The following is a 13,802-nucleotide window of genomic DNA, read 5'->3' on the forward strand; positions in this document are numbered from 1 at the left end:
GGACCGGGGACCGGCGCGGAACGGCCCGGGGAGATCCAGCGGATCGACCCGGGCCGTTCCGCGCTTCACGCGACACGCCGCGCGTGAGACGGGTTCCGGGGTGGACGACTCGATAGGCTGCCCGCCGTGGCGGGACCCGCGCCCGCCGGACGTGACCGCTCCCCCCGTACGGAGGTGACCCCGATGTCCCCGCGCGCCTCCTCAGGCGGATCCGCACGAAAGAAGCCCGCCGCCCGCAGACCCGCGGCCAAGAGGATGCCCGACGGGCCCATCGCGTTCGCGGTCACCATGTTCGGCCAGTTCCTGCTGGTGCTGTGGAAGCTCGTCGCGCACACCGTCGGAGGGGCCGCCCGCGCGGTGGGCCGCAGCGCCCGCGACCTGGACCCCGACCTGCGCCGCGACGGCGCGGGCCTGCTGCTGCTGGCGACCGGCGTCCTGGTCGCCGCGGCCGTGTGGTGGGAGAGCGACGGGCCGCTGCCGGAGTACACCCGCCTGGTCGTGGTGGGCGGGTTCGGGACGTTCTCGCCGATCCTGCCGCTGCTGTTCCTGCCGCTGGCCATCCGCCTGATGCGCACCCCCGGGGCGTCCAGGGAGGGCGACGCCGGACGCCTGTTCATCGGGACCAGCGCCATCCTGCTGGGCCTGCTCGGCCTCATCCACATCGCCAACGGCATCCCTCAGCCCTCCGAAGGGCTGGAGGCGCTCCAGCGGGCGGGCGGCCTCATCGGGTTCGTCGCCTCCGGGCCGCTCAGCGCGGTCATCACCCCCTGGCTCACCGGGGTGCTGCTGGCCCTGGTGCTGGTGTTCGGCATCCTCGTGGTCACCTCCACCCCCATCCGGCGCATCCCCGAGCGGCTGCACACGCTCTTCGGTGCGCTCATGGAACGCGACGCCGGCCCCGACTCGGGCATCGGCATCCTGGGCGCCGAACCCGAGAAGAAGCCCGCCCGCAGGCGCCGCGCCCCGAAGAAGGCGGCGGCGGAGGCGGCCTCCGCCGAGACCGTCGCGGGCGACCGCGAGCGCCCCTACGACAGCCCGGTGCTGCCGGAGGAATCCCTCGTCCCGGCCCTCACCGACGAGGAGGAGGCGCAGGCGCGGGCCGGCGCGGCCGAGGACGGGAAGAAGGGGCGCAAGAAGCTCACCGTCCCCGACCCCACCCCGCCCCCCGCCGTCGCCGAGCAGCTGTCCATCCCCTCCCGCGTGGTGGAGGGCGACTACGAGCTGCCCGTCCCCGCCCTGCTCAAGCCCGGCAGCCCGGTGAAGCCGCGCACCAAGGCCAACGACGACGTGGTGGAGGCGCTCACCGGGGTGCTGACCCAGTTCGGCATCGACGCCGAGGTCACCGGTTTCACCCGGGGGCCCACGGTCACCCGCTACGAGATCGAGCTGGGCCCGGCCGTCAAGGTCGAGAAGGTCACCGCCCTCACCAAGAACATCTCCCTGGCCGTCAAGAGCGCCGACGTGCGCATCCAGTCGCCGATCCCCGGCAAGTCCGCGATCGGCGTGGAGATCCCCAACACCGACAAGGACATCGTCAGCCTGGGCGACGTGCTCGGATCCACGGTGGCCACCTCCGACGACCACCCCATGCTGGTGGGCCTGGGCAAGGACGTGGAGGGCACCAACGTCGTCGCCAACCTGGCGAAGATGCCGCACATCCTGGTCGCCGGCGCCACCGGCGCGGGCAAGTCCACCTGCATCAACGGGCTCATCACCTCGCTGATGATGCGGGCCGCCCCCGACGAGGTGCGGATGATCCTGGTCGACCCCAAACGGGTCGAGCTGACCATGTACGAGGGCATCCCGCACCTGATCACGCCCATCATCACCAACCCCAAGCGGGCCGCCGAGGCCCTCCAGTGGGTGGTGGGGGAGATGGACCGCCGCTACGACGACCTGGCCGCCTCCGGCTACCGGCACATCGACGACTTCAACGCCGCCGTGCGCACCGGCGAGCTCACCACGCCCCCGGGCAGCGAGCGGGTGTACGAGCCCTACCCCTACCTGCTGGTGATCGTGGACGAGCTGGCCGACCTCATGATGGTCGCCCCGCGCGACGTGGAGGACTCGGTCGTGCGCATCACCCAGCTGGCCCGGGCGGCGGGCATCCACCTGGTGCTGGCGACCCAGCGGCCCAGCGTCGACGTGGTCACCGGCCTGATCAAGGCGAACGTGCCCTCCCGGCTGGCGTTCGCGACCTCCAGCCTCGCCGACAGCCGCGTGATCCTGGACCAGCCCGGCGCGGAGAAGCTGGTGGGCAAGGGCGACGCGCTGTTCCTGCCGATGGGCGCGGGCAAGCCCATCCGGCTCCAGAACGCCTGGGTCTCCGAGAAGGAGATCCGGGCGATCGTCGACCACTGCAAGAAGCAGGCCGAGCCGAGCTACCGCGAGGACGTGGCGGTCGCCGACACCAGGAAGAAGGAGATCGACGAGGAGATCGGCGACGACCTGGACCTGCTGCTCCAGGCCGTCGAGCTGGTGGTCACCACCCAGTTCGGGTCGACCTCGATGCTCCAGCGCAAGCTGCGGGTGGGCTTCGCCAAGGCGGGCCGCCTGATGGACCTCATGGAGAGCCGCGACGTCGTCGGCCCCAGCGAGGGGTCCAAGGCCCGCGACGTGCTCGTCACCCCCGAGGACCTGCCCGCGGTCCTCACCGACATCCGCGGGGGCTGAGGCCCCCGCGGGGACCGCGCCCGCCTACCCGCCGCGGGTGGCGAAGTGGTCCAGGACGGCGCGCAGCAGGTCGGTGTCCAGGGCCAGCCCGTCCAGGGCGGCCTCGGCCCGGTCGCGGTGCCCGGCGAGCAGGCGCGCGGCCGCGGCCCGTCCGTGCGCGCCCGCGAGCGTGGGCCGCTCCGACCCGGGGCCGGCCACCAGGTCCGCGCGGACCCGCAGCACGATGCCGGCGTGGTGGGAGTAGGCGGTCAGCAGGTCCAGCTCGTGCTCCGGCAGGCCGAGCAGGATCGCGGCGGGGACCAGGGCCGCCTCGATCTCCGTCGCGGCGGTCAGCGCGTACACCTCCAGGAACCCGGCCGCGTCGGCGGGCGCCTCGCCCCGGTCCAGCAGCCGGTCCAGGTAGCGGCCCCGGGACAGGCGCTCCGGGCCCAGCAGGGCGCTCATCCGGGCCACGGCCCGCACCACCCGCTCCGGCGGGTGCGTCGAGGCCAGCCGCGCCATCAGCGCGTACCCGCCCGAGACCAGCGCGATCCCGGCCAGGTGCGAGGCGCGCTCGTCGAAGGCCAGGCTGCCGGTGTGGAACAGCTCCACCGCGGCCACCAGCGGTCCCAGCGGCTCGGGGTCCAGGGCGGCGCCCTCGGCCAGCATCAGGGCCAGCGCCGGGCGCAGCGGCCCCTGCGGGCCGCCGGGGGAGCGGGGCGGTACCCCGCGCACGGTGTGCGGGGCCAGGGCGGCGTCGACGAACGCGGACCTGTCGGCGGCGAAGGTGCGCGGGTCGGTGGCCGCGGGCGGCCGGGGCCCCGCGCTCCCCGCCGGGGCCGCGGGGGGCGGCACGCCCCAGCGGGGAGGCCGGGCCGCGGCGCGCAGCAGGGCCTCGATCTCCGGCGTCACCCGGTGCGCCTCCAGCAGCCGCTCCACCCGGTCGTCCTGCCGGGCCAGGTGGCCGGCCAGCCGGGCGGCGCCGTGCCGGGCCAGGGCGTCGGCCACCGCCGGGTCCCCGCCGAACACCGTCGCGACCAGGTGGGCCTCGGCGGCGAAGAGGTCGTGCAGCGGATCCCCGTCCAGGTCCCGCGGGGCCAGGGTGAACGGGGTGAGGCGGCCGTTCACCGCGTCCCGTGCCCGGTCCAGCAGGTCGTGCCGGAACCGGGTGGCCAGCGCCGCGGCCAGGTGCGTGCGGAGCGGGTCGGCCGGGGGTTCGCGGCGGCCCAGCAGGGTGGCGGCCACCGCGCCCGCCGCGGTCTCCAGCACCGCGTCGGCGAGCAGCGCGTCCCCGCCGTCGCGCACCGCGTCCTCGCGGGTGCGCCGCTCCGCCCGGGCACGGGCCCGGTACATGGTCTCGGTGGCCCGGTACAGGGCCCGGTGCCCGGCGAAGGGGAAGCCCTCCAGCAGCAGGACGTGCGCGGTGTGCAGCTCCTCGGAGAGCGGGTCGTCGGGCACGCCCGCGGCGGGCTCCGACTCGGTGAGCAGGTGCGGCAGCAGCCGGTGGTGGGCGTGGTGCCGGGAGTGCGCGGGCAGGTCGACCACGGCCTGGGCCACGGCCAGGGCGTACGCGCCGGGGACGACGCGGCGCAGGTGCGCGGCGGTCGTCTCGGCGTCCTCGCCGACGGTGTCGTGGGAGGCGACGGCCAGCACCCCGCCGATGGTCCGGGCCGCCCGGTCCATGGCCCCGGCGGCGACGGCCTGCGCGGGCAGCGCGGCGTACAGCCGGGCCATCCGCTCGCGCAGGGTCCCCAGGCCGGGGACGCGCTGGAGGGAGGCGCTGTACCGGATCCGGTCCAGCGCGAGGCCGACGCCGTCGGCGGGCGCGGGGACGGCGGGCCGGGGCAGGCGGCGCGGGTCCGCGGTCAGCAGGTCCAGGACGCCGGGGGAGGGGACCTCTCCCAGGGAGAGGGCGTGGCGGCGCAGGGCGCGCCGCCGCAGCTCCGCCCGCCCGGCGGTCCGCGCGGCCTCGGCCGCCGGCCCCAGGCGGAGCAGGTTCGCCAGGGGGCGCCGTTCGAGGACCTCGGGCAGGTGGGAGGACCACCGGTACACGTGTGCGGCGATGTCGTCGGCGTGGGAGCCGCTCCAGGAGCGGAAGGCGTCGAGGGCTTCGCGGGCCGCGGCGACCGGTGCGTCGCCGTCGGGGCCCGGGTCGGAGAAGTGCTGGGGCATCGTCTGCTTCGGGGGGAGGAAGGGGGCGGTGGCGGTCCAAGATCATCGCAGACACGGGCCCCGAAACAAGGGGCTGACCGTATCCGGTCGAAGAATCCGGCCGTGGCCCCGCCCTCTTTGGCGGGATCTTGAGGCCTTCATGGGGTGTGGTGACCTGCGCGTGTCCCTCCTATGGGGGCAGAGTGGACCTCGTCATGTACATACAGTCGCGAGGGGAGTGCGCATGGCGACGATAGGACACACCCTGTCCGCCGCCCGCGTCGCGGCGGGATTCACGGTCGCCGACCTCAGCGCCCGTACACGCATCCGGGAACCGGTGCTCCGGGCGATCGAGGAGGAGGACTTCGTCCCGTGCGGCGGGGACTTCTACGCGCGCGGGCACATCAGGGGCCTGTGCCGGGCGCTGCGCCTGGATCCGGCGCCGCTCCTGGAGGAGTTCGAGAGCGAACACGCCGGACGCCGCGGATCGGTGTTCGTCCCCCCGCCCCGCCACCCGGCCGCCGTGCCGGTCGCGGCACGCGCCGCGGCCGCGGCGCGTGCCGAGGACGCGGCGGGGCCGGGGGAGCGGGGGGAGGACGGGGCCGGAGAGGCGCCGACCGCCGGTCCGCGCGTCATCGGGGAGGACACCGAGCCCGGTGCCGGAACCGAGCGCTGGGGCCACTTCGAGCGGGACGACCGGCTGCCCCGCAGGGTGCGCGGCGGCAGGCCCCCGCGCAGGCGCGCGGCCTCCGCCAAGGGTGCGGTGCCCGCGCCCCGGCACGGGGGGGCCGGGCCGCCGGAGAGCCTCAACAGGCCGGAGCCGCAGGCCCGCCGCGCACCGCGCGCGGCCGTCACCCGCACCCGCAGCCGGCGGGCCGAGGCGGTGCGCAGGCACTGGCCCTGGGCGCTGGTCGCCCTCCTGGTCGTCCTGAGCATCGTCGTGGGCGTGCGGACCTGGCAGGACTGGAACGGCGACAACCCGCTGCGCACGGCCTTCGACGGGACCGGGACGGAGACCGTCGACTCGGCGGTCCTGCCCGGAACGCCGGAGGAGGCGGACGGGCCGGCCGGGGCGAAGGCCGTGGACGAGGCCGCCCGCGGCGAGAAGCAGCCCGGCCCCGAGGAGGTCAGCGTCGGGCTCACCGCCTCGGCGCGCACCTGGGTCAAGGTCACCGGCGCCCGGGGCGAGGACCTGTTCACCGGGGTCCTCGCCGAGGGCGAGTCGCAGGAATACGTGACCGAGGACACCCTCACCCTGTGGCTGGGCAACGCCGGAGGGGTCGACGTCTCCGTCGACGGCGAGGACATCGGCTCCGCCGGGCGCAGCGGAGAGGTCAGGGAGGTGGTCGTCGGGGCCGACGGCTTCGACGACTGACCACCGCACCGCCCCGGCCGGGGGAGACCCCGGCCGGGGTACGGGCGGGTGGGCCGGTACGGGTAATGTGGAGTGCCGCGGGCGGCGTTCGCCGGACCGCGCGGCGGGGGTCCGGGACCACCGGACGGCCACCGCCACCACTCGAAACGCTCTCCCACACGCTTGGAAGCCATGTCACCGCGCCGTACTGTCTCACTGGTCACCCTGGGGTGTGCGCGTAACGAGGTCGACTCCGAAGAGCTGGCCGGGCGCCTGTCCGCGGGCGGCTGGGAACTCGTCGACGGCGACGCCAAGGCCGACGTCACCCTCGTCAACACCTGCGGGTTCATCGACGCCGCCAAGCAGGACTCCATCGAGACCCTGCTGGAGGCCTCCGAGAACGGCGGCCGCGTCGTCGCCGCCGGGTGCATGGCCGAGCGCTACGGCTCCGAACTCGCCGACGCGCTCCCCGAGGCCCAGGTCATCGGATTCGACGACTACGCGGCCATCACCGACCGCCTCGACGACGTCCTCCAGGGGCGCCCGCTGGCCCCGCACAGCCCCCGCGACCGGCGCACCCTGCTGCCGATCAGCCCGGCCGAGCGCGACGCGTCCCAGGTGCACGTCCCCGGCCACGGGGCGTTCGCCGAGTCCGCGGGCGCCGACGGCACCGCGCTGCCCTACCGCGCCGCGATCCCGCGCCGCCGCCTCACCGGCGGCCCGGTGGCCAACCTCAAGATCGCCTCCGGCTGCGACCGCCGCTGCACCTTCTGCGCCATCCCCACCTTCCGCGGCGCCTACATCTCCCGCCGCCCGGACGAGATCGTGCGCGAGGCCGAGTGGCTGGCCTCCGAGGGCGTGCGCGAGGTCTTCCTGGTCAGCGAGAACTCCACCTCCTACGGCAAGGACCTGGGGGACGTGCGCGCCCTGGAGAAGCTGCTGCCGCGCCTGGCCGCCGTCGAGGGCCTGGACCGGGTCCGCGTCAGCTACCTCCAGCCCGCCGAGGTCCGCCCCGGGCTGGTGGACGTGCTCACCGGGACCCCCGGCGTGGTGCCCTACTTCGACCTGTCGTTCCAGCACGCCAGCGGCACCCTGCTGCGCCGCATGCGCCGCTTCGGCGACCGCGAGCGCTTCCTGGAGCTGCTGGACACCGTGCGGTCCCGGGTCCCCGAGGCGGGCGCCCGCTCCAACTTCATCGCCGGGTTCCCCGGGGAGACCGAAGCCGAGTTCGAGGACCTGGTGGCCTTCCTGGAGGCGGCCCGCCTGGACGCCATCGGCGTCTTCGGCTACTCCGACGAGGAAGGCACCGAGGCCAGGGACCACGGGGACAAGGTGCCCGAGGAGGTCGTCGCCGAGCGCGTGGACCGCCTCAACCGCCTCTCCGAGGAGCTCATGGCCCAGCGCGCCGAGGAGCGCCTGGGCGAGGAGGTCACCGTCCTGGTGGAGACGGTGCTCGAAGACGGCGCCTACGAGGGCCGCTCCGAGCACCAGGCCCCCGAGGTCGACGGCAGCACCATCCTCTACGGTGAGGACCTGGCCGTGGGCGACCTCGTCCGCGCCACCGTGGTCCAGGCCGTCGGCGCCGACCTGGTCGCGGAGCACGACGAGGAGCCCGGGGAAGCCGGAGACAGATGAGCACCCACGACGCGGCGACGCCCGCCCCCCACGTTCCGCTGTGGAACATCGCGAACATCCTCACCATGAGCCGGCTGGTCATGGTCCCGGTCTTCGTGTGGTTCATGTTCCTGGACGGCACCTGGTGGCGCCTGGCCGCCTTCGCCGTCTTCGTGATCGCCGCGGTCACCGACCGCATCGACGGCGAGCTGGCCCGCCGCCGCGGCCTGGTCACCGACTTCGGCAAGATCGTCGACCCCATCGCGGACAAGGCCCTCACCGGCGCCGCCCTGGTGGTGCTGTCGATCCAGGGCGACCTGTGGTGGTGGGTGACCATCGCCATCCTGGCCCGCGAGTGGGGCATCACCCTGCTCCGCTTCGCGGTGCTGCGCTACGTCGTCATGCCCGCGAGCAAGGGCGGCAAGCTCAAGACGGTCCTGCAGATCGTCGCCATCAGCATCTACCTGTTCCCGCTGGCCGTCCTGCCCTTCAGCTTCGTGTTCACCTGGACCGCGCACGTGGTGATGGCCGCCGCCCTGGCGGTCACGCTGTGGACCGGTGCCACCTACGTCGTGGACGCCGTCCGGGCGGTGCGCGCCGGGCGCCGGGAGAACGCGGGGTGAACCCCGCCGAGCCCGCGGCGGCGGCGCTGGCCGCCCGGGTCCACCGCGCCCTGCTGGAGCGCGGGATGACCTGTGCCACCGCCGAGTCGCTGACCGGCGGCCTCATCGGCGCCCACCTGACCTCGGTCCCCGGGGTCTCGGCCACCTACCGGGGCGGGGTGGTGACGTACGCCACCGACACCAAGGCGTCCCTGCTGGGCGTGCCCGAGGACCTGCTGGCCGCCGAGGGGCCGGTCCACCCCGGCGTGGCCGAGGCCATGGCCGCGGGCGTGCGGCGCCTGCTGGCCGCCGACTTCGGGCTGGCGGTGACCGGCGTCGCCGGGCCCGGACCGCAGGACGGAAAGCCCGCCGGCACCGTGTACGCGGGCCTGGCCGGACCGGGCGGGAATGCGCGGGCCCTGCTTTTCCGTTTCACGGGTGACCGTTCGGGTATCCGATACCGCACGGTCGAAGGCGCACTGGAGCTCCTGGACTCCGCTGTTCGCGAGGGCGTGGCGGGGAACACCCGGCTCTGACCCCTCCGGCCGGTTCCTTCTCCTCGTGCGGGGGAACGAAACCCTGTCAAGAGGCGTTTCCCCCTCCAGCGAACAGGCCGACAAGAGGTGCCCGAATCGGGCGTGGGGCAGGTACGGTGTTGTATATGAAGGTCGCTACCGGTGGGAGGGAGCGCGAATGATGGTCCTGCTTCGTCACCTACTTGGTGACGTGCTCAGGCGGCTGCGACAGCGCCAGGGCCGCACCCTCCGCGAGGTGTCGGCCGATGCACGCGTCTCCCTCGGCTACCTGTCGGAGGTCGAGCGCGGGCAGAAGGAAGCCTCTTCCGAGCTGCTCTCGTCGATCTGCGGGGCCCTGGGGGTCCCGCTCTCGCAGGTACTGAGAGAGGTCTCCGACCAGCTCGCGCTGGTCGAGCTGCAAGAAGCGGCGCTGCTGGAGGACGCGGTCACGACCGACCCCGTCCCGGCACAGGACCTCGGCATCGGACCGGTTCCGGATCGCGTTCCCCAGGTTCCCGACATGGTGGGGGTCTGACGGCCCGCACCCGACGCCCGGTCCACGGACAACCGCACCGTCCCCTCCACGGGGGACACCGGATTCACAAGAGGAGCCGACCGGCGGTCGGCTCCTCTCTCCGTCTGTACGGCCCTCACCCGGGGCGGCGGCGCGGCGGCTACCGGTGGGTGTGGTTGACCCAGGACTCCGGGTCCTCCGCCAGGGTGCGCACCTGTTCCGGCAGCTCGTTGGTGGCGAGGTGCTGGAGGTTGACCCCCTCCAGGATGGCGCGCTCGCTGGCGCGCAGGGCGATCCACACCTGCTGGAGGCTGCGGGCCGCACCGTCGTAGTCGACGTGCTCGGGGCGTTCCCCGCGCACGTTGGCCAGCGGTCCGTCGACCGCGCGGATGATGTCGGCGAGCGAGATCTCCGCGGCCGGGCGGGCCAGCCAGTAACCGCCCACCGGGCCGCGTTGGCTGCGCACCAGTCCGGCCCTGCGTAGCTGGGTGAGGATGTTCTCGAGGAATTTTCCGGGGATGGCCTGCGCTCGCGCGAGCTGTTCGGCCGTCACCGGCCCTTCGCTGGCGACAGCGAGTTCCGCTGCGGCGCGCAGCGCGTAATCGACCCGGGCTGAAAGGCGCATGCTGTGATTATGCCGTGGTTAGAAGGGCGAATGGGGCACCGGCCGTCCGCGGGTGTGCCGACGTTCCGGGGTGCTGCGTGATCAAGAGTACTTCTCCTACCGGGTTTCGGGGACATCGGTGACGATCCGCCCGGTGGGCGTATCTCAGGGTGCCCCCTGCGGGGGCTCCCGTCAACGGCCGCGACCCGGGCCGGCGGCGCCGGTCCGGGTCATCGTGCCTCGTCGGGCCCCTTCGGGCGCCGCGCCGCGCGGGGGCGTGGCGGTCAGGCGGGGTGGGCGGCGGGGGCGGCGGCGCCGCCCAGCAGCTCCGCGGCACTGAGGCCGTTGACGTGCGCGGCGCCGTAGGTGCTCACGTGGGCGCCGCAGGAGGGCCGCCAGATGGGCAGCCCCATCTCGACCACCACCGCGTCCGGGAAGGCGCCCAGGAGGCGTTCGACGAGCGCGCGGGCCTCGGGGTAGCGGTGCGCGTCGCGGACCACCACGACCAGGTCGCGGCCCTGCGCGGCGGCGATGATCCGCTCGGCGAGGGCGGCGTCGGGGGCGACCCGCACGGTGTCGGGGAACCACGAGGACAGGCCCCAGTGCACGTCGCCGACGGCCATGCCCGAGGGCGCGTCGACCTCGACCACGTACGGGGACTCCAGCGCGGGCAGCTCGCCCGCCACCCGCAGCGCCCGGCGGGCCCCGGACAGGCCCACACCGGCGGACTCGGCGGCCGCGGTGCGCCGCGGCGCGGCGTCGCGGATCCAGGAGCGCAGGCGCAGGTTGCGGTCGGCGGCCTCCTCCAGCCGCTCGCCCGGCAGCCGCCCGTCGCGCACCGCCTCCACCAGCGCGGCGCGGATCGCCGCCACCTGGTCGGCGTAGACGAACCGGCCCAGGCACAGCAGGTCGCACCCGGCGGCCACCGCGAGCACGCTGGCCTCGGGGACGCCGATCCGTCCGCTGACGCCGTGCATGTCCATGGCGTCGCTGACGATGACCCCCTCGAAGCCCAGCTCCCCGCGGAGCAGGTCGTTGAGGACCTTGGGGGCCAGCGTGGCCGGGCCCGTCATGCCGAGGCCGGACATCTCGATGTGCGCGGTCAGGACGGACAGCGCCCCGGCGTCGATCGCGGCCCGGAAGGGGGCCAGCTCGCGCCGGTGCAGCACCTCCGCGTCCGCCTCCACCCGGGGGAGCGTGTGGTGGGAGTCCTGCGAGGTGGCGCCGTGCCCGGGGAAGTGCTTGGCGCAGGCGACGATCCCGGCCTCCTGGAGCCCCGCCACGGCGGCGGCGCCGTGCCGGGCCACCAGGGCCGCGTCAGAGCCGAAGGAGCGGGTGCCGATCACCGGGTTGTCGTCGGCGACGTTGACGTCCACCGACGGGGCCAGGTCCATGTTGAAGCCCAGCTGGGCGAGCCTGCCGCCGAGCGAGCGCAGGGTGGCCCGGGTCAGCTCCGGGTCGTCCACGGCGCCCAGGGCGGCGTTGCCGGGGTAGTCGCTGCCGTGCTCCTGCCCGATGCGGGTGACGTCGCCGCCCTCCTCGTCGAGGGAGATCAGCGGGGTGTCCGCGGCCCGCGCCAGCTCCGCGTTCAGCGCCGTGATCTGTTCGGGCGTGTCGAGGTTGTTGTGGAAGAGGCAGACGCCGGAGATGCCGTCCGCCAGGCCCTCCAGAATCCAGCGCGGGGCGTGGTGGGACTCGAAGGGCACCAGCAGAGTGGCGTTGGCCAGGCGCGCCAGGGTCGGGTCGAGCGACATGACGGACTCCGTTCGGTGAACACGGGTGCCCAGGGTGAGGGCAGACGAAGGGCGTGCAGGGGTGGTGGGGCGCGGGCACACCGGAGGCGGGTCCACGGCGCCCTCGTGGACCCGCCTCGCGAGCCGGGCGGTCAGCCCTTGACGGCGCCCATGGTCAGGCCGGAGACCATCCGCCGCTGGACGAACAGGAAGAAGATCATCACCGGGATGGTCAGCAGGGTGGAGGCCGCCATGATGGGGCCCCACTCGGTGCCGAAGCGGCCGAAGTAGTAGGACAGGGTCAGCGGGAGCGTGTAGCTGTCCGTGCTGCGGCCCAGGAACGTGAGTGCGACGATGAACTCGTTCCAGGCGGTGATGAAGGCGAAGATGCTCGCCGCGACCAGGCCGGGCGCCACCAGCGGCATGAGGATGCGCCAGAAGATCGTCCAGCCGCTCGCGCCGTCGATGGCCGCGGCCTCCTCCAGCTCCTTGGGCACGGCGGCGACGAAGCCGCGCAGCATGAGGATCGTGATCGGCAGGGACACCGCCGTGTACACGATGAGCAGGCCGGACAGGTTGCCGAGCAGCTGGGTGCCGGCGGCGTCGGACAGCTGGCGGAAGTTGATGAAGATCGAGATGATCATCGCTTCCATCGGCACCATCTGGATGACGATCAGCAGGATGATGAACGCCGTCCGCAGCTTGAAGCGGAACCGGGCCACCGCCATCGCGGCCAGCAGGGACAGGAACGCGCCCATCCCGACGGCCCCGAGGGTGACGATGAGGCTGTTGCCCAGGAACTGCCAGAAGTCGACGCCCGGGATGAGCTGCCCGTTGAGGACCCGGTCGAAGTGCGCCAGGGTCGGGGCCTGCGGGAAGAACGTCTGGTCCCGGGTGAAGATCTCGCCCACCGGCTTGAACGCCGTGGCGACCATCCAGTAGACGGGGAAGACGGAGAACACGAACACCGCGAGGCCCGCGAGGTACAGGGGCAGGGAGCGCAGCCGGCGCAGGGGGCTGCGGCGGTAGCCCCCGCGGGGCGGGGCGGTGGTGCTGGGCGCGCTCATCGGGTCTCCCCCTGGCGGATCATGATGCGCAGGTAGTACGCGGTGACGGCGAGGATCATCACGGTCATCACGACCGCGATCGCCGAGCCCATGCCGTAGTTGGCCGGGCTCGCGCTGAAGCCCTGCTGGTAGATGTAGTACGAGAGCAGGTAGACGTCCTTGTTCTGGAAGCTGTTCGCCAGGATGTACAGCTGTGTGAACACCCGCAGGTCCCAGATGATCTGCAGGACCAGCAGCAGGGCGAACAGCGGCCGCAGCATCGGGAACGTGACGTTCCAGAAGGACTTCCACCCGGAGGCGCCGTCCATCTTGGCGGCCTCGTACAGCTCGCTCGGGATGCTCTTGAGGCCGGCGAGGACCGAGACGGCCACGAACGGGAACGACTGCCAGACGATGACGGTGACGAGGATCGTGAACAGCGACCCCGGCTGGAGGAACCAGTTGTACTCCAGCCACCCGCTGCCGACGAGCCAGTCGGGCAGCCGGTCCAGGGCGACGTTGACCAGTCCCCGCTCGGGCAGGAACAGCCAGCGGAAGACCAGGGAGGCGCTCAGCGCCGGGGTGGCCCAGGCGAGCATCATGCCGATGGAGACGAATCCGGCGAACCACTTGGGCAGCCTGTGCAGCAGGAGGCCGACCAGGGTGCCCAGCACCATCGTGATGCCGACCATCAGCACGCAGACGACCACGGTGTTGCGCAGGATCGTCCAGAACTCGGGGTCGGTCAGCAGGCGCCGGTAGTGCGCGAAGTCGTTCCACTCCGGCCCGGGCTGGTTGGGCAGGAGGTTGCGCGTGGTGAAGCTGGTGAGCGAGTACCACACCATCTGCACGATCGGCCAGAGCAGCACGACCGCGAGCAGGATCAGTGCCGGGGTGATGAGCAGGTACGGGGTGGGAATCTTGCGGCGGCGCTTGGGCGCGGAGGCTGCGGTCACCCGGTCGGTGCCCTCTGTCTCCCGGTCGGCCGCTCGTTCGACGGTGTGTGCCATGGTCTTC

General features: G+C 73.6%; 11 protein-coding genes. 6 read left to right on the forward strand and 5 right to left on the reverse strand.

All coding sequences use genetic code 11. The annotated features are described in order from the left end of the window. Positions 1–183: 183 nt before the first annotated feature. Positions 184–2,673, forward strand: coding sequence for a DNA translocase FtsK (locus tag BUE45_RS05380; protein WP_073375862.1), 2,490 nt, complete (start codon positions 184–186; stop codon positions 2,671–2,673). Between the two features lie 24 nt (positions 2,674–2,697). On the opposite strand, the gene BUE45_RS05385 is transcribed toward BUE45_RS05380, so the two are convergent. After that, positions 2,698–4,824 (reverse strand): isoprenoid biosynthesis enzyme family protein, encoded by a 2,127-nt coding sequence (locus BUE45_RS05385; RefSeq protein ID WP_073375867.1) that lies wholly within the window; start codon positions 4,822–4,824, stop codon positions 2,698–2,700. Positions 4,825–5,047: 223 nt separating this feature from the next. Between BUE45_RS05385 and BUE45_RS05390 the strand changes: the two genes are divergently transcribed. From BUE45_RS05390 to BUE45_RS05410, 5 genes are all read left to right on the forward strand, one after another. Next, positions 5,048–6,178, forward strand: coding sequence for a helix-turn-helix domain-containing protein (locus BUE45_RS05390; RefSeq protein ID WP_178378459.1), 1,131 nt, complete (start codon positions 5,048–5,050; stop codon positions 6,176–6,178). 171 nt (positions 6,179–6,349) lie between these two features. Beyond that, the gene (rimO, locus tag BUE45_RS05395) at positions 6,350–7,792 is read left to right on the forward strand and encodes a 30S ribosomal protein S12 methylthiotransferase RimO (RefSeq protein ID WP_073375877.1); all 1,443 of its coding nucleotides are present in this window, start codon (positions 6,350–6,352) and stop codon (positions 7,790–7,792) included. After that, positions 7,789–8,394, forward strand: a complete 606-nt coding sequence (gene pgsA, locus BUE45_RS05400) for a CDP-diacylglycerol--glycerol-3-phosphate 3-phosphatidyltransferase (RefSeq protein WP_073375882.1) — start codon at positions 7,789–7,791, stop codon at positions 8,392–8,394. Before rimO ends, pgsA begins: the two co-directional genes overlap by 4 nt. Continuing rightward, complete coding sequence (locus BUE45_RS05405; RefSeq protein WP_073375886.1) at positions 8,391–8,909, forward strand: CinA family protein; 519 nt, start codon at positions 8,391–8,393, stop codon at positions 8,907–8,909. Before pgsA ends, BUE45_RS05405 begins: the two co-directional genes overlap by 4 nt. Positions 8,910–9,066: 157 nt before the next feature. After that, positions 9,067–9,423 carry a helix-turn-helix domain-containing protein gene (locus tag BUE45_RS05410; protein ID WP_073375890.1) on the forward strand — a complete coding sequence of 119 codons (357 nt, stop codon included), beginning with the start codon at positions 9,067–9,069 and terminating at the stop codon, positions 9,421–9,423. A gap of 139 nt (positions 9,424–9,562) precedes the next feature. Here the strand turns inward: BUE45_RS05410 and BUE45_RS05415 are convergent, their stop codons facing one another. The 4 genes from BUE45_RS05415 to BUE45_RS05430 form a co-directional block, all read right to left on the reverse strand. After that, on the reverse strand, positions 9,563–10,027 hold the full coding sequence (locus tag BUE45_RS05415) for an RrF2 family transcriptional regulator (RefSeq protein ID WP_073375894.1): 465 nt from the start codon (positions 10,025–10,027) through the stop codon (positions 9,563–9,565). 263 nt (positions 10,028–10,290) lie between these two features. Then, a complete protein-coding gene (locus tag BUE45_RS05420) occupies positions 10,291–11,760 on the reverse strand; it encodes a glycoside hydrolase family 3 protein (RefSeq protein ID WP_073375899.1) in 1,470 nt (489 codons plus the stop codon). A 131-nt stretch (positions 11,761–11,891) separates the two neighbouring features. Further along, positions 11,892–12,806, reverse strand: coding sequence for a carbohydrate ABC transporter permease (locus tag BUE45_RS05425; protein ID WP_073375903.1), 915 nt, complete (start codon positions 12,804–12,806; stop codon positions 11,892–11,894). Beyond that, positions 12,803–13,795, reverse strand: a complete 993-nt coding sequence (locus tag BUE45_RS05430; protein WP_073375908.1) for a carbohydrate ABC transporter permease — start codon at positions 13,793–13,795, stop codon at positions 12,803–12,805. Before BUE45_RS05430 ends, BUE45_RS05425 begins: the two co-directional genes overlap by 4 nt. Between the last annotated feature and the right edge of the window lie 7 nt (positions 13,796–13,802).

This window comes from Nocardiopsis flavescens (genome assembly GCF_900141985.1).
GTDB lineage: Bacteria > Actinomycetota > Actinomycetes > Streptosporangiales > Streptosporangiaceae > Nocardiopsis > Nocardiopsis flavescens.

What these genes read in the sequence shown, in the direction of transcription:
- BUE45_RS05380 (WP_073375862.1), top strand. Translation starts at nt 184, where the DNA reads ATGTCCCCGCGCGCCTCCTCAGGCGGATCCGCACGAAAGAAGCCCGCC.
- BUE45_RS05385 (WP_073375867.1), bottom strand. Translation starts at nt 4,824, where the DNA reads ATGCCCCAGCACTTCTCCGACCCGGGCCCCGACGGCGACGCACCGGTC.
- BUE45_RS05390 (WP_178378459.1), top strand. Translation starts at nt 5,048, where the DNA reads ATGGCGACGATAGGACACACCCTGTCCGCCGCCCGCGTCGCGGCGGGA.
- rimO (WP_073375877.1), top strand. Translation starts at nt 6,350, where the DNA reads ATGTCACCGCGCCGTACTGTCTCACTGGTCACCCTGGGGTGTGCGCGT.
- pgsA (WP_073375882.1), top strand. Translation starts at nt 7,789, where the DNA reads ATGAGCACCCACGACGCGGCGACGCCCGCCCCCCACGTTCCGCTGTGG.
- BUE45_RS05410 (WP_073375890.1), top strand. Translation starts at nt 9,067, where the DNA reads ATGATGGTCCTGCTTCGTCACCTACTTGGTGACGTGCTCAGGCGGCTG.
- BUE45_RS05415 (WP_073375894.1), bottom strand. Translation starts at nt 10,027, where the DNA reads ATGCGCCTTTCAGCCCGGGTCGATTACGCGCTGCGCGCCGCAGCGGAA.
- BUE45_RS05420 (WP_073375899.1), bottom strand. Translation starts at nt 11,760, where the DNA reads ATGTCGCTCGACCCGACCCTGGCGCGCCTGGCCAACGCCACTCTGCTG.
- BUE45_RS05425 (WP_073375903.1), bottom strand. Translation starts at nt 12,806, where the DNA reads ATGAGCGCGCCCAGCACCACCGCCCCGCCCCGCGGGGGCTACCGCCGC.
- BUE45_RS05430 (WP_073375908.1), bottom strand. Translation starts at nt 13,795, where the DNA reads ATGGCACACACCGTCGAACGAGCGGCCGACCGGGAGACAGAGGGCACC.